Source organism: Mesorhizobium sp. M0870, from assembly GCF_040319775.1.
Taxonomy (GTDB): Bacteria; Pseudomonadota; Alphaproteobacteria; order Rhizobiales; family Rhizobiaceae; genus Mesorhizobium.
This window is the reverse complement of record NZ_JAMYOI010000012.1, coordinates 25,437-40,288: the sequence shown is the minus strand read 5'-3', so window position 1 is coordinate 40,288 and position 14,852 is coordinate 25,437. Positions and strand designations below refer to the sequence as shown.

Sequence of the window (14,852 nt, the reverse complement as noted above, 5' to 3'; positions counted from 1 at the left end):
CGCAGACGCCCGCTTAGAACAGTCTTACTTTTGCCAGCTCTTCACCAGCTCGTCGTAATTGATGGTGACCGGCTTTTCCTTCTCGTTCTCGATCTTCAACTGAGGAGCGAGATTGCCCTTCTTGACCGCGTCGGCGTTCCAGTAGGCGAGGTCATGCTCTTCGGCCATCTTCGGGCCGATATCGCCCTGGATGCCGGCCTTTTCCAGGCGTTCCATGACCTTTTCCTGCTCGGAGCAAAGCGAGTCCATCGCCTCCTGCGCCGTCTTGGCACCCGACGACGCATCGCCGATCGCCTGCCACCAGAGCTGTGCCAGCTTCGGATAGTCCGGAACGTTCGTTCCGGTCGGCGACCACTGAACACGGGCCGGCGAGCGGTAGAACTCGATCAGGCCGCCGAGCTTCGGAGCGCGTTCCGTGAAGCTCTTGTCCTGGATCGTCGACTCGCGGATCAGCGTCAGGCCGACATGGCTCTTCTTCACGTCGACCGTCTTCGATACGACGAACTGCGCATAGAGCCAGGCGGCCTTGGCGCGATCGTCAGGCGTGGACTTGAGAAGCGTCCATGAACCCACGTCCTGGTAGCCGAGCTTCATGCCGTCCTTCCAGTAGACGCCATGCGGCGAGGGAGCAAAGCGCCATTTCGGGGTGCCGTCCGCGTTCACGACCGGCAGCCCTTCCTTGACGAAGGAGGCGGTGAAGGCGGTGTAGGTGAACATCTGCTGCGCGACCGTGCCCTGCGACGGGACGGGGCCGGATTCGCCGAACGTCATGCCTTGGGCTTCCGGCGGCGCATAGGCCTTCAGCCAATCCAGGTACTTCTGGATCGAATATACGGAAGCCGGGCCGTTGGTGTCGCCGCCGCGCGCGACGCACGAGCCGACAGGCTGCGACTTCTCGTTGACCTTGATGCCCCATTCGTCGACCGGAAGACCGTTCGGCAGGCCCTTGTCGCCATTGCCGGCCATGGACAGCCAGGCATCGGTGAACCGCCAGCCGAGCGAGGGGTCCTTCTTGCCGTAGTCCATGTGGCCATAGACCTTCTTGCCGTCGATTTCGCGGCCGGTGAAGAACTCGGCGATGTCCTCATAGGCCGACCAGTTGACCGGAACGCCGAGGTCGTAGCCGTACTTGGCCTTGAAATCGGCCTTGTTCTTCTCGTCGTTGAACCAGTCGTAGCGGAACCAGTAGAGGTTCGCGAACTGCTGGTCCGGCAGCTGGTAGAGGTCGCCGTCCGGAGCGGTCGTGAACTTGGTGCCGATGAAGTCGGCGAGGTCGAGGTTGGGATTGGTGACATCCTTGCCCTCATTCGCCATCCACTTGGTCAGGCTGCGCGCCTGCTGGTACCGCCAGTGGGTGCCGATCAGGTCGGAGTCGTTGACGTAGGCGTCGTAAATGTTTTCGCCCGACTGCATCTGCGTCTGCAGCTTCTCGACGACATCGCCTTCGCCGATCAGGTCGTGAGTGATCTTGATGCCGGTGATCGCGGTGAAGGCGGGCGCCAAGACCTTGGACTCATAGCTATGCGTATCGATGGTCTCGGAGACCACCTTGATGTCCATCCCGGCGAAAGGCTTCGCGGCATCGATGAACCATTGCATCTCGGCTTCCTGGGCGCCGCGATCGAGCGTCGACAAGTCCTTGATTTCGTTATCGAGGAAAGTCTTGGCTTCGTCCATTCCGGCATAGGCCTGGCCTGCTCCCCAGAGCAGGACAAGCGCAGTCGTTGATGTTAAAAATTGCCTTCGCATTTCGTTTCCTCCACTTTTCAAGTTTCAAGTGCGATCTGGAGCGGCCGTCGGCACGCGGTCGCTCCAACAGTTTCCCCCTCTATACGTAGCGGAACACGCCGACGGCGTAGACTACGGAGAGAGCGAGAGCCCACCACAGGTTGGGTCCGACAAGACCCAGCCAAGCGAGATGGATAAAGGCGCTGCCGAGCAGCGAAACAAAGAGGCGGTCGCCGCGCGTCGTCTCGAAGCGCAGGAGGCCGACCCGGAGATTGCCGCCAGGCGAGGCGTATTCCCAGACCGCCATGCCACAGAGCAGTACCAGGATCGTGATGAAAAAGATCGCCGTTGGCAGCGTCCATGCCATCCAGGTGAGGTTCATGGTCATACCCTCCCCAGGGCAAAGCCCTTGGCGATGTAGTTGCGGACGAACCAGATCACGAGCGCGCCTGGAAGGATGGTGAGCACGCCGGCGGCGGCCAGCACGCCCCAGTCGAGCCCGGAGGCCGAGACCGTACGCGTCATGATCGCCGCGATCGGTTTGGCGGCCGTCGTGGTCAAGGTCCGCGCGATCAGCAGTTCGACCCATGAGAACATGAAGCAGAAGAAGCAGGCCACGCCGACGCCGCTTGCGATCAGCGGCATGAAGATTTTCAGGAAGAAGCGCGGGAAGGAATAGCCATCGATATAGGCGGTCTCGTCGATCTCCTTCGGCACGCCGGACATGAAACCCTCGAGGATCCAGACCGCCAGCGGCACGTTGAACAGGCAGTGCGCCAGCGCCACCGCGATATGCGTGTCGATCAGCCCGAACGCCGAATAGAGCTGGAAGAACGGCAGCGCGAACACTGCCGGCGGCGCCATGCGGTTGGTCAGCAGCCAGAAGAAGAGGTGCTTGTCGCCGAGGAACCGGTAGCGCGAGAAAGCGTAGGCCGCCGGCAGCGCCACCGAAACCGAGATCACCATGTTCATGACGACATAGATGATCGAATTGATGTAGCCCTTGTACCAGGACGGGTCGGTGAAGATCACGATGTAGTTGGCCAGGGTCGGGCTCTTCGGCCACAGCGAAAACGCGCCCAGAATCTCCTGATTGGTCTTGAAGCTCATATTGACCAGCCAGTAGATCGGCAGCATCAGAAAGATGATGTAGATCGTCGGCACCAACCACCAGAACCGGGATTCTTCGCCGCGTCGGCGCATCAGCCGCGCAAGCTGGTCCTGCGACAATGTGCTGGCGAGCCCGTCCGAAACCGCCGTCTCACGCACTCGGTCCTGCCTCGTCGTTCCTTCGTTGGCGCCGCTCATCTCAGCGCTCCGCATCGACATTGGTCATGACGGTGTAGAACACCCAAGACAGCAAAAGGATGATCAGGAAGTAGATGATCGACATGGCGGCCGCCGGCCCGAGATCGAACTGGCCGATCGCAATCTTGACCAGGTCTATCGACAGGAACGTCGTCGAATTGCCAGGGCCTCCGCCCGTGACCACGAACGGCTCGGTGTAGATCATGAACGAGTCCATGAAGCGCAGCAGCACTGCAATCAGAAGCACGCGGTTCATCTTCGGCAGCTGGATGTAGCGGAACACTGCCCAGCGTGAGGCGCCGTCGATCTTGGCCGCCTGGTAGAAAGCATCGGGGATCGAGACCAGTCCGGCGTAGCAGAGCAGAACGACGAGGCTTGTCCAGTGCCATACGTCCATCAGGATGACCGTCACCCAGGCATCAGTCGGATCGTTGACGTAGTTGTAGTCGAAGCCGAGCGCCGACAGCGTGTAGCCGAGCAGGCCAATGTCGATGCGGCCGAATACCTGCCAAATCGTGCCGACGACGTTCCACGGGATCAGCAGCGGCAGAGCCATCAGCACCAGGCAGACCGGCACGCCCCAGCCTTTCTTTGGCATGTTGAGAGCGATGAAGATGCCGAGCGGAATCTCGATGGCGAGGATGGTTGCGGAAAAGATCAGGTTGCGGACCATCGACAGCCAGAAGCGTTCCGACTCCAGAATTTCGGTGTACCAGTCCGAGCCGTTCCAGAAGAAGACGTTGTTTCCGAACGTGTCCTGCACCGAATAGTTGACCACCGTCATCAGCGGGATCACCGCCGAGAACGCCACCAGCAGGAGGACCGGCAGCACCATGAACCAGGCCTTGTTGTTCCAGGTCTTCTCCATCTAGGCCTCCATCTCGACACGCCAGGAATCGGCATAGATGTTGATGCCGGCCGGGTCGAACCGCACCTTCGGATCGGCGGGCAGGGTCTCGTCCTCACCGATCACGGCAGAAATATCGCGGCCTTCGAGCTTGGCGCGCACCACCTTGTGGCGGCCGAGATCCTCGACCTTGCTGACCTGCACGGCCATGCCTTCGCGGCCGAGCCGGACATATTCGGGACGGATGCCGAGCTCGACGGCGCCGCTGCCTGCCTTTGGCGCGCCTGGCAGTTCGATGCGCTGCGAGCCGAGTGTCGCCGTCTTGCCGTCGATTGCCACCGGCATGACGTTCATGCCCGGCGAGCCGATAAAATAACCGACAAAGGTATGGCGTGGCCGTTCGAACAATTCGGCCGGTGTGCCGATCTGCACGATGCCGCCATCATACATGACCACGACCTGCTCGGCGAAGGTCAGCGCCTCGGTCTGGTCGTGGGTCACATAGACCATGGTGTAGCCAAAGCGGCGGTGCAACTGCTTCAGCTGCGAGCGCAGCACCCACTTCATGTGCGGATCGATGACGGTCAGCGGCTCGTCGAACAGGATGGCGTTGACGTCGGAGCGCACCAGCCCGCGGCCGAGCGAGATCTTCTGCTTCTGGTCGGCGGTCAGGCCCCTCGCCTTCTTCTTCGCCCAGGACGCCAGATCGATCATCTCCAACGTCTCGCGAACCTTGCGGTCGACATCGGCTTCCGGCACGCCGCGGTTGCGCAGCGGGAAGGCCAGATTATCGTAGACGGTCATGGTGTCGTAAATGACCGGGAACTGGAACACCTGCGCGATGTTGCGCTCCTGCGTCGATAAATTGGTCACGTCCTTGCCGTTGAACAGCAACTGGCCGTGCGAGGGGTGCAACAATCCCGAAATGATGTTGAGCAGCGTGGTCTTGCCGCAACCGGAGGGCCCGAGCAGCGCATAGGCGCCGCCGTCCTCGAAGACATGATGCACTTCCCGCAGCGCGAAATCGGCATCCTTCTGCGGGTTCGGCAGGTAGGAATGTCGGACATGGTTGACGTCGATGCGTGCCATCTCTTTGCCCTCAAGCCGCCAGCTTCGACGCAGTCACGGCGCTGCCGTGCTCGTCGAAAACCATGATGTGGCGCGGATCGATGAACACCTCGACCACCTCGTCTGGCTCGAAATGCCTGATACCATGGGTCAGCATGACCCAGCGCGCATCGGCGAAATCGAGATGGATGAAGCTCTCCGATCCGGTGATCTCGGTGATCGTCACCTTGGCACGCACCGGCACCGCCGCCGCATTGGGTCGCTCGAGCGACAAGTGGTGCGGCTGAAAACCGATCGTATAGATGGCGTCGGCAATGCCGGAGAGTTCGGCCGGCACCGGTAGGTTCACGCCGCCCTCGAGCAGGAAATCCCGACCCTTCTTGGCGAGCACGATGGTGTTAAGCGGCGGATCGGAAAACGTCCTGGCTGTCACCAGATCTACCGGCTTGCGGAACACCTCGATGGTCGGTCCGAACTGGGTGATCTTGCCTTGCGAAAGCGTCGCCGTGTTGCCGCCAAGCAGCAGGGCCTCGTGCGGCTCGGTGGTGGCGTAGACGAAGATGGTGCCGGCGGCGGCGAATATCCTGGGCAATTCGGCGCGCAGTTCCTCGCGCAATTTGTAGTCGAGATTGGCGAGCGGTTCATCGAGCAGGACCAGGCTGGCGTTCTTGACGATGGCGCGCGCCAGTGCGGTGCGCTGCTGCTGGCCGCCGGACAGGCTGAGCGGCGTGCGGTCGAGATAGGGTGTCAGCTTGAGAAGTGCGGCGGCTTCACGTACCTGGCTGTCGATCCTGGCCTGCTCGATGCCAGCTACCCGCAGCGGCGAAGCGATGTTCTCATAGACGGTCATCGCCGGATAGTTGATGAACTGCTGGTAGACCATGGCGATCTTGCGCTTCTGCACCGGCACGCCGGTGACATTCTGACCGTCGAACCAGATCGAACCGGAGGTTGGCACATCGAGGCCGGCCATCAGCCGCATCAAGCTGGTCTTGCCCGAAAGCGTCGGTCCGAGCAGGACGTTGAGCGAGCCGTGCTGGAGCGTCAGCGACACGTCGCTTATATGCTCGACCGCACCGACCGTCTTGGTGACGTTTCTCAGTTCCAGCATGACGCCTCCTCCCAGGCCTTCCGCATCAGCTCAAACCCCTCTTCATTCGGCAGCCGCGACATGGCGCCGGCTTATGCCGCGCATGAATTCATCGAGCGCCGCCACCTGCTCGCGGCTGAGATGCAGACCGCGCTTGGTCCGGCGCCACAATACATCTTCTGATGTCACGGCCCATTCGTTTTGAACGAGATAGCGCACCTCGGCCTCATAGAGATCGGCGCCGAAGTTGCGGCCGAGATCGACGTTCGATTTGGCCAGCCCCAACAGCATCCTCGCGCGGGTTCCATAGAGCCGGGTCAACCGGCGAGCCAGGCGCGCGTCGAGGAATGGATAAGCGGTTTTCAATTTCGTCACTTCGGCATCGAAACCGGTGGCCGGGAAATCGCCGCCCGGCAGTGGCGCGTTTGCCGTCCACGGCTTGCCGCGCTTGCCGAGAAAACCCTCGATCTTTTCCAGCATCGATTCCGACAGCCGGCGATAGGTGGTGATCTTGCCGCCGAAGGCGTTGACGATCGGGGCGGCGCCCTCGCCGCCATCGGCCTTGAGCACATAGTCGCGCGTCGCTTCCTGCGCCTTGGAGGCGCCGTCATCATAGAGCGGACGGACGGCCGAATAGGTCCAAACGATGTCCGAGCGCTTGACGGGTTGGGCGAAATATTCGCTTGCCGCGGCGCAGAGATAATCGATCTCGGTGTCGCTGATCTTCACGTCATGCGGATCGCCGGGATAATCCTGGTCGGTGGTGCCGATCAGGGTGAACTCTTCCTCATAGGGAATGGCGAAGATGATGCGGCCATCCTTGTTCTGGAAGAAATACGCGCGTGGATCGTCGAACTTCCTGGCGATGACAATGTGGCTGCCCTGCACGAGACGAACATTGTGCACATCGTTGAGCCCGACGACGCCGGACAGCACATGATCGACCCAGGGGCCGGCGGCATTGACCAGCAGTCGCGCCTTGATCTCCTCGGTCTCGCCGGTCTGCAGATCCTCGATCTGGATTGCCCACAGGCCGTTTTCGCGGCGCGCGCCGGTCACTTTCGTGCGGGTGCGGACCGTTGCGCCGCGGTCGGCGGCGTCACGTGCGTTCAGCGCCACCAGCCGCGCATCATTGACCCAGCCATCCGAATACTCGAAGGCCTTTTTGAACAGTGGCTTCAAAGGCTTGCCGGCCGGATCCCTGGCCATGTCCAGCGTCCGGGTCGCGGGCAGCAATTTGCGCCCGCCAATGTGGTCGTAGAGGAAGAGACCGAGCCTGATCAGCCAGGCCGGGCGCAGGCCCTTGGCATAGGGCAGCACGAAGCGCATTGGCCAGATGATGTGCGGCGCGTTCTTCCACAAAACCTCGCGCTCCATCAGCGCCTCGCGCACCAGGCGGAATTCGTAGAATTCGAGGTAGCGCAGGCCGCCATGGATCAATTTGGTCGAACCCGAGGAGGTTCCGCTGGCGAGGTCGTTCATCTCGGCGAGAAACACGGAAAAGCCACGACCGACGGCATCACGGGCAATGCCGCAGCCATTGATGCCGCCACCTATGACGAAAATGTCACGGATCGGAGATGCGTCCACAATTCCTCCAACGATTTCGCATTGCACCATTTTTGGGCTTTTACGAAACCGTGTCGGAATTATTTCGAAATGATAACGAATGTCAAACGAAATATCACGAGCGCGTGATATCGGGTGAAAACCGCCTAGGCGAGCGACGTCTCGATCAGCTGAACCTCGGCCTCCTGGCAGATCTTGCGCACCGACGGGATGTCGCAACGATCGGTGATGAAGGTGTTGACCTGCGACAGATGGCCGATGCGCACCGGTGCGGTTCGCTCGAATTTGGTCTGGTCGGAAACTAGGATGACATGCCTTGCATTGGCGATGATCGCCTGCGCCACCTTGACCTCGCGAAAATCGAAATCGAGCAAGGCGCCGTCATGGTCGATGGCGGATGCACCGATCACCGCGTAGTCGACCTTGAACTGCCTGATGAAGTCGACCGCCGCTTCGCCGACCACACCGCCATCAGAACCGCGCACAACCCCGCCGGCGATCACCACCTCGATCGAGGGATATATCCGCATCCTATTGGCAACATTGATGTTATTGGTGATGACCATGAGACCGTTGTGATCGAGCAACGCCTTGCTGACCGACTCTGTCGTGGTGCCGATGTTGATGAACAGCGAGGCATTGTCGGGAATCAGTCTGGCGGCCGCACGGCCGATCGCCTCCTTTTCGTCGGCGGCGATCTTGCGTCTCGCCTCATACTCCATGTTCTCGATGCCGGAGGGATACAGCGCGCCACCATGGATGCGCGAGAGCAGCCGCTGGTCGCACAAATCGTTGAGGTCCTTGCGTATGGTCTGCGGCGTCACATTGAAGTGGGCGGCCAGATCATCGACCAGCACGCGGCCATGATCCTTGGCCATCTGGATAATCTCGGCATGGCGCGGCGACAGATACATAGGCAACCTCCCGTTTTCGTTTTTCTTGTCTATAGTCGAAAACGAAACCGATGAAAAGGCATAAGCCGGCTAACGAAATCAGCGATCCAAGCCACGTGCGATATCAGTAATCACCACAAAAGCCATATCGACATCGGCGGCGGTCGCCTCGAACTGGCCGACCTGGAAACGGATTGCTATCAGTCCATCGACTTTCGTCTGCGTCAGGTAGATGCGGCCATCGTCGTTGATCGCATTGACCAGGCGCAGATTGTGCTCGTCCGCATCGGTTGCGGTCTTGTGTCGGAACGAGAACAACGACAGCATCGGTTCGCTGACGATCTCGAAATCCGGCTCCCTTGCCAGCCGCGCCGCCAACCCTTCGCTCCACGCGACATGATTGCGGATCATCATGCGCAGGTTTTCCAGGCCATGGGCGCGCAGCAGGAACCACAATTTCAGGGCGCGGAAGCGCCTGCCGAGCGGCACCGACCATTCCGAATAGTTGATGATGCCGTCATGACCGTGCGTCTTCAGATAATCCGGCTTGATGGCCAGCGTCTTCACATGGCTTTCGGGGTCGCGCAGGAACTGGATCGAGCAGTCGAACTGGGCGCCCAGCCATTTGTGCGGGTTGAAGACGATCGAATCGGCGCCTTCGACGCCTGTCCAGAAATGCCGATACTCCGGACAGATCATCGCCGACCCCGCCCATGCGGCATCGACGTGGAGATAGAGCCCATGCCGCCGCGCCACCTCTGCCACCGCGGCGATGTCGTCGGTGCCGCCGGTGCTGGTGCCACCGACGCAAGCGATGATGCCGGCCGGCAGCATGCCCGCTTCCCGGTCGGCGATGATTGCCGCCTCGAGCGCTGCGGTGTCCATGGCGCGAAAGCGGCCGCCGACCGGAATGCGCACGAGATTGTCCTCGCCGATGCCTGACACCCAGATCGCCCGGTCGATCGATGTGTGCACCTGATCGGAGGAATAGATGCGCAGCCGCGCCTGCCCTGCCAGGCCTTGTTTGTTGCCTTGCCACTCGAGTGCCCGCTCGCGCATGGTGAGCACCGCGGCCAGTGTCGCCGACGAAGCCGAATCCTGGATCACCCCGGAAAACCCTTCGGGCAGGCCGAGCGCCTGGCGCATCCAGTCGACGGTGCGCGTTTCGAGTTCGGTCGCTGCCGGTGACGTTTGCCAGAGCATGCATTGCGCGGCCATCGCCGAAACCAGATATTCCGCCACCACCGAGACCGGCGCCGCATTGGCCGGGAAATAGGCGAAGAAACGCGGATGCTGCCAATGTGTCATTCCAGGCAGGATCTTCTCTTCGAAGTCGGCGAAGATCCGGTCCATCGGTTCGGCGTCTTCGGGCGGCGACGCCTCTATGCCTCGGAAAATGTCGCCAGGCTCGACCAGCGGCCGCACCGGCCGCTCGCGCAGCGTATTGCGGTAGTCGGCGCCCCAGTCGGCGGCGCGCCGCGACCATTGCCGGAAATCATCGTTGTTCATCCTGTCCTCCCGACATGATCCATCGCTACCATCCATCGCGGCTGGTCTCTTTATTAATTAACGCGTGAAATATATGCAACCAGCAACGGATGCCGCACGCCTCAGCCGGGGAAATCCGGCAGGCTGGCAAAGGCCGTCTTCAGCGCATTCGACCAGCCGTCGGAGATCGTGCGGTAGTACTGGTCATCCTGGCCGATCCGCTTCTTCAATCCGACCTTGAAGGCGTCCTTCTCCAGGAAGAGCAGGTCGAGCGGCAAGCCGACGGACAGGTTCGACTTCAACGTCGAATCGAACGACACCAAAAGCAGCTTCACCGTCTCGGCCAGGCTCATCGTCCTTTCGTAGGCGCGGATGATGATCGGCTTGCCGTATTTGGTCTCGCCGATCTGGAAAAACGGCGTGTCATCGGTCGATTCGATGAAATTGCCTTCGGGATAGATCATGAACAGGCGCGGCTCGCTGCCCTTGATCTGACCGCCGAGGATGAAGGACGCATTGAAATAGGAATCCGCCTTTTCGCCAGCGGGTGACGAATTGGCGATGACCTCCTTGACCGTGTCGCCAACAATGCGGACCGTTTGGTACATCGACGGCGTTTCGAGCACCGTAGAATGCCTTTCGGAGATCGCCTTGGTGCGCTCGTCGAGCAGGCTGACCACGGCCTGCGTCGTCGCCAGATTGCCCGCCGACATCAAAACGATGACACGCTCGCCCGGCTCTTCCCAGACATGCATCTTGCGAAAGGTGGAGATGGAATCCATGCCTGCATTGGTGCGCGTGTCCGACATGAACACGAGCCCGCGGTCGATCTTCAGGCCAACGCAATAGGTCATGGAATCTCTTCTAGAGCAATTCCAGGAAAAGTGTGAAGCGGTTTTCCGTGCGGAATTGCGTTAAAACAAGGGGATAGAGCGGTTCGGCGTTCCTTGAAACGATGAATCGCTCGGCAGCAATCGTGCGGAGGATTACTGCTCCACCGTGACGGTGACCGCAAGCCGTTCTTCCGCCTGTCCCAGCCGAATTCCCGACACCGGCGTGGCGTCGCGGTAATCGCGGCCCGTTGCCACCTTTACATAACGCTCGTCGGGTGAAATGCCATTGGCGGCATCAAAGGCAACCCAGCCGAGACCCGAGACATGCGCTTCGGCCCAGGCATGGCTGGCCGCCTGCTCGACCGTGGCATCCAGCATCAGATAGCCGCTGACATAGCGAGCTGGAAAGCCCATGGCGCGGGCGGCGGCGGCAAAGATATGGGTATGATCCTGGCAGACCCCGGTCTTGAGCGCCAAGGCTTCCTCCGCCGGCGTCGTCGCGTTGGTGGTGCCGGGCGTGTAGGCGACGCGTTCGCCGATGATGGCCATCAGCCGGTGCAGCCTTTCAATGTCGCTGCCCTTGCCGACCGACGCGGCGAGATCGCGAACACCGCTGCCGATCGTCGTCAATGGTGTCTCATGGCTGTACAGCCAGAGCGGCGTAAAGCCCTGGTGTGGTCCCGAGACACCCGCGGTGTCGCGCGTCACCACTTCGCCTGATGCTTCCACAGTGATGAAGTCGCGCTCGCCCTCGACGCTCAACAGCCTTGTGTCGTTGCCGAAATGGTCGACGAAGCGGACCTCTTCGCGCGCGCCTTCGATCGCCAGAGCCCAGGACAGAATGGTCTGCGTCGATCCGCTGACCGGAAGCAGCCGCAGCCGCTGCAACAGATAGTGCACCGGCGCATCGTAGCGGTATTCGGTCCGATGGGTGATCTTCAGCCGCATGCTTCTATTCCGTTTGTGAGCACGATCTCCGGACAAACGGTTTCCATTTGTCTGAGAAAACCGGCTCCACCTTTCGGGACCATGCTCAATTGAACCGATAATCTTGTGCGATCTCTTCGCCCAGCTTGGTGTTGTCGCGAATGAAATTGGCCAGGAATTCATGCAGGCCGGCGTCGAATATGCCCTTGATCGACCCGGCTCTCAGCATTGTCTGCGTCTTCTCGGCCGTTGCGTGGCAGGCATGGCGTTCGCCGTAATCGTCGCCGAGGAATTTCAGATGCTCCGACAGGAAGCGATAGCAGAACATCAGCGAGCGCGGCATACGAACGTTGAGGATCAGATAATCGGCAATGTTGGTCGGCTTGTAATCGGCATCGTAGACCCAGCGATAGGAGCGATGCGCCGAGACCGAACGCAGGATCGATTCCCACTGATAATTGTCGAGCGTCGAGCCGACCCAGGAGATCGACGGCAGCAGCACATAATATTTCACGTCGAGGATGCGCGCCGTGTTGTCCGCGCGCTCGACATAAGTGCCGAGCTGCGAGAAGTCGAAGATCTCGTTGCGCAGCATGGTGCCGTAGAATGAGCCGCGGATCAGCGCCGTCTCGCGCTTGATGGCGTCGAGCACGCTGGGCAGGTCGCGCTCGTCGATCGGCCTGGCCAGCATCCGCTTCAGCGACATCCAGGCTTCGTTGATGCTTTCCCAGGTTTCGCGCGTCAGCGCGGTACGCACCATGCGGGCATTGTTGCGGGCCGTCTCGATCGACGCCATCGTGCTCGACGGGTTCGACGTGTCGCGCAACAGGAAGTCGGCGACATTGGCGGCGGTATAGTCAGAATATTTCTGGCTGAAGGTGACGTCGGAACCGGCGCTGAGCAGCACCGAACTCCACTCTTCCGAGGCGCTCTGCGTGCGGGTCAGCGCCATGCGCAGGCCGGCATCGACCAAGCGCGCCATGTTTTCCGCCCGCTCGATATAGCGGTTCATCCAATAGAGCCCGTTGGCGGTGCGGCCTAAAAGCATTGAATTGGCCCCTCGGGCTAGTGAGTAGGGAATAGGCAGTAGGGAATAGTAAGAGTTTGAATCTCAATGGAATATGGCATTTCCCTGTCCTCTGCTTCCACTGCTGCCTGCTGCCTGCTGCCTGCTGCCTACTGCCTAATTCCTTACTCACTCACTTCAATCATCCAGCACCCACGTATCCTTCGTCCCGCCGCCCTGCGAGGAATTGACCACCAGCGAGCCTTCCTTCAGCGCGACGCGGGTCAGCCCGCCGGGCACGATCTGGATGCGGTCGGAGACCAGCACATAAGGCCTGAGATCGACATGGCGCGGCGCCAACCCCTTTTCCGTCAGGATCGGGCATGTCGACAGCGCGAGCGTCGGCTGGGCGATGTAATTCGAAGGTTTTGCCTGGAGTTTCTTGGCAAACGTCTCGCATTCCTTCTTGGTTGCTGCCGGCCCAACCAGCATGCCGTAGCCGCCGGAACCGTGGACTTCCTTGATCACCAGTTCGTCGATGTGTTCGAGCACGTATTTCAGGCTGTCCGGCTCCGAGCAGCGCCAGGTTGGGATGTTGCCCAGGATCGCCTTGCGGCCGGTGTAGAATTCGATGATCTCGGGCATGTAGGAATAGATCGCCTTGTCGTCGGCAATGCCGGTGCCCGGCGCGTTGGCGATGGTGATGTTGCCGGCCCGATAGACATCCATGATGCCGGGTATGCCAAGTGCGGAGTCCGGCCGGAAGGTCAGCGGGTCGAGGAAGGAATCATCGACGCGGCGGTAAAGCACATCGATCTGCTTGTAGCCTTCGGTCGTGCGCATCGCGACATGCCCGTCGACGACCCGCAGATCCTGGCCTTCGACCAGTTGCACGCCCATCTGGTCGGCGAGGAAGGCGTGTTCGAAATAGGCGGAGTTGAAACTGCCGGGCGTCAGCACCGCAATGGTCGGCGCACCCTTTGTGCTTTGCGGCCGCACCGCCGCCAGCGACTGGCGCAGAAGCTGAGGGTAGTTTTCCACCGGCCGCACCTTGATCTTCTGGAACAGCTCGGGGAACAGCTGCATCATCGTCTCGCGGTTCTCCAGCATATAGGAGACGCCCGACGGTGTGCGCGCATTGTCCTCCAGCACGTAGAATTCGTCCTCCGAGATGCGGACGATGTCGACGCCGATGATATGGGTGTAGACGCCGGCCGGCGGCCTGACCCCGATCATCTCCGGCAGGAAGGCCTCGTTCCTGGCGATCAATTCCCTGGGGACGCGCCCTGCGCGCAGGATTTCCTGGCGATGATAGATGTCGTCGAGGAAGGCGTTCAGCGCCTGCACGCGCTGCTCTATGCCCTGCGTGAGGCGCCGCCATTCATTGCCTGAAATGATGCGGGGAACGATGTCGAACGGGATCAGCCGCTCGGAGGCTTCCTGCTCGCCATAAACGGCGAAGGTGATACCGGTCTTGCGGAAGACGCGTTCGGCGTCCTGCATCTTCTCGGTCAACCTGGCTGGGTCCTGCTCCTTCAGCCAGCGATCATAAGCCGAATACGGTCTTCTCAATCCGGAGACTTCCGGAAGCATTTCATCGAACGCTGCCAATCGCATACTCCCCTGTGACGCCATTTCACTGGCGTCGCCGGAGAAAATCAAGCGCAATCGGTGATTTGGGAGATACGGGCGATCAGTATGTTGCGCCTGCCTAAAATTGAGGCAGGTGAAATATGACCTTGGTCAGCCTTTGCCTCGTGCCCGGGCAAATGCGTTTGCTAGCTAGAAAGCGCGGAACGTGACGACGGTGAACGTGTCCTTGATGCCGGGGAGAATCTGCACCTTTTCGTTGACGAAATGGCCGACGTCTTCCTCGTCGTCGACGTAGAATTTGGCGAGCAGATCGTAATTGCCGGCGGTGGAGTAGATTTCCGAGGCGATCTCGGCATCGGCAAGCGCGCTGGCAACCTCATAGGATTTGCCGAGCTCGCATTTGATCTGCACGAAAAACGCCTTCATGGCTTCGTCCCGCTAAACGTCCAAGTCCAGCGGCCCTTCTGGCAGACTGGAGGCGGGCTTTCAAGCGCTGGAATCC

14 protein-coding genes are annotated in these 14,852 nt (G+C 60.6%); all 14 read right to left on the bottom strand.

The genetic code is table 11. The annotated features are described in order from the left end of the window. Window positions 1–24: 24 nt before the first annotated feature. The 14 genes from NKH97_RS16305 to NKH97_RS16240 all read right to left on the bottom strand — a co-directional run bounded on the left by NKH97_RS16305 (window position 25) and on the right by NKH97_RS16240 (window position 14,776). Window positions 25–1,749, bottom strand: a complete 1,725-nt coding sequence (locus NKH97_RS16305; RefSeq protein ID WP_352442606.1) for an ABC transporter substrate-binding protein — start codon at window positions 1,747–1,749, stop codon at window positions 25–27. Between the two features lie 79 nt (window positions 1,750–1,828). Further along, a complete protein-coding gene (locus tag NKH97_RS16300; protein ID WP_352442605.1) occupies window positions 1,829–2,110 on the bottom strand; it encodes a DUF2160 domain-containing protein in 282 nt (93 codons plus the stop codon). Between the two features lie 2 nt (window positions 2,111–2,112). Next, on the bottom strand, window positions 2,113–3,036 hold the full coding sequence (locus tag NKH97_RS16295; RefSeq protein WP_027036701.1) for a carbohydrate ABC transporter permease: 924 nt from the start codon (window positions 3,034–3,036) through the stop codon (window positions 2,113–2,115). A 1-nt stretch (window position 3,037) separates the two neighbouring features. After that, complete coding sequence (locus NKH97_RS16290) at window positions 3,038–3,904, bottom strand: carbohydrate ABC transporter permease (RefSeq protein WP_023812975.1); 867 nt, start codon at window positions 3,902–3,904, stop codon at window positions 3,038–3,040. After that, complete coding sequence (locus tag NKH97_RS16285; protein ID WP_023812976.1) at window positions 3,905–4,972, bottom strand: ABC transporter ATP-binding protein; 1,068 nt, start codon at window positions 4,970–4,972, stop codon at window positions 3,905–3,907. It abuts the gene before it with no gap. Between the two features lie 10 nt (window positions 4,973–4,982). Next, on the bottom strand, window positions 4,983–6,062 hold the full coding sequence (locus NKH97_RS16280; RefSeq protein ID WP_352442604.1) for an ABC transporter ATP-binding protein: 1,080 nt from the start codon (window positions 6,060–6,062) through the stop codon (window positions 4,983–4,985). 42 nt (window positions 6,063–6,104) lie between these two features. Next, the gene (gene glpD / locus NKH97_RS16275) at window positions 6,105–7,631 is read right to left on the bottom strand and encodes a glycerol-3-phosphate dehydrogenase (RefSeq protein WP_352442603.1); all 1,527 of its coding nucleotides are present in this window, start codon (window positions 7,629–7,631) and stop codon (window positions 6,105–6,107) included. A 125-nt stretch (window positions 7,632–7,756) separates the two neighbouring features. Further along, a complete protein-coding gene (locus NKH97_RS16270; protein ID WP_023812979.1) occupies window positions 7,757–8,524 on the bottom strand; it encodes a DeoR/GlpR family DNA-binding transcription regulator in 768 nt (255 codons plus the stop codon). A gap of 78 nt (window positions 8,525–8,602) precedes the next feature. After that, on the bottom strand, window positions 8,603–10,012 hold the full coding sequence (locus tag NKH97_RS16265; protein WP_023812980.1) for a pyridoxal phosphate-dependent decarboxylase family protein: 1,410 nt from the start codon (window positions 10,010–10,012) through the stop codon (window positions 8,603–8,605). 101 nt (window positions 10,013–10,113) lie between these two features. Next, a complete protein-coding gene (locus tag NKH97_RS16260) occupies window positions 10,114–10,845 on the bottom strand; it encodes a proteasome-type protease (protein WP_023812981.1) in 732 nt (243 codons plus the stop codon). Between the two features lie 132 nt (window positions 10,846–10,977). Further along, window positions 10,978–11,772 (bottom strand): transglutaminase family protein, encoded by a 795-nt coding sequence (locus tag NKH97_RS16255; protein ID WP_352774228.1) that lies wholly within the window; start codon window positions 11,770–11,772, stop codon window positions 10,978–10,980. 85 nt (window positions 11,773–11,857) lie between these two features. Beyond that, window positions 11,858–12,799, bottom strand: coding sequence for an alpha-E domain-containing protein (locus NKH97_RS16250; RefSeq protein ID WP_023812983.1), 942 nt, complete (start codon window positions 12,797–12,799; stop codon window positions 11,858–11,860). 156 nt (window positions 12,800–12,955) lie between these two features. Further along, entirely contained in the window at window positions 12,956–14,368 is a 1,413-nt protein-coding gene (locus NKH97_RS16245) for a circularly permuted type 2 ATP-grasp protein (protein ID WP_023812984.1), read from the bottom strand. Between the two features lie 171 nt (window positions 14,369–14,539). Next, window positions 14,540–14,776, bottom strand: coding sequence for an Lrp/AsnC family transcriptional regulator (locus NKH97_RS16240; RefSeq protein WP_010909609.1), 237 nt, complete (start codon window positions 14,774–14,776; stop codon window positions 14,540–14,542). Between the last annotated feature and the right edge of the window lie 76 nt (window positions 14,777–14,852).

Coding starts and splice junctions, on each gene's coding strand:
- NKH97_RS16305 (WP_352442606.1), bottom strand. CDS start 1,749: ATGCGAAGGCAATTTTTAACATCAACGACTGCGCTTGTCCTGCTCTGG.
- NKH97_RS16300 (WP_352442605.1), bottom strand. CDS start 2,110: ATGAACCTCACCTGGATGGCATGGACGCTGCCAACGGCGATCTTTTTC.
- NKH97_RS16295 (WP_027036701.1), bottom strand. CDS start 3,036: ATGAGCGGCGCCAACGAAGGAACGACGAGGCAGGACCGAGTGCGTGAG.
- NKH97_RS16290 (WP_023812975.1), bottom strand. CDS start 3,904: ATGGAGAAGACCTGGAACAACAAGGCCTGGTTCATGGTGCTGCCGGTC.
- NKH97_RS16285 (WP_023812976.1), bottom strand. CDS start 4,972: ATGGCACGCATCGACGTCAACCATGTCCGACATTCCTACCTGCCGAAC.
- NKH97_RS16280 (WP_352442604.1), bottom strand. CDS start 6,062: ATGCTGGAACTGAGAAACGTCACCAAGACGGTCGGTGCGGTCGAGCAT.
- NKH97_RS16270 (WP_023812979.1), bottom strand. CDS start 8,524: ATGTATCTGTCGCCGCGCCATGCCGAGATTATCCAGATGGCCAAGGAT.
- NKH97_RS16265 (WP_023812980.1), bottom strand. CDS start 10,012: ATGAACAACGATGATTTCCGGCAATGGTCGCGGCGCGCCGCCGACTGG.
- NKH97_RS16260 (WP_023812981.1), bottom strand. CDS start 10,845: ATGACCTATTGCGTTGGCCTGAAGATCGACCGCGGGCTCGTGTTCATG.
- NKH97_RS16255 (WP_352774228.1), bottom strand. CDS start 11,772: ATGCGGCTGAAGATCACCCATCGGACCGAATACCGCTACGATGCGCCG.
- NKH97_RS16250 (WP_023812983.1), bottom strand. CDS start 12,799: ATGCTTTTAGGCCGCACCGCCAACGGGCTCTATTGGATGAACCGCTAT.
- NKH97_RS16240 (WP_010909609.1), bottom strand. CDS start 14,776: ATGAAGGCGTTTTTCGTGCAGATCAAATGCGAGCTCGGCAAATCCTAT.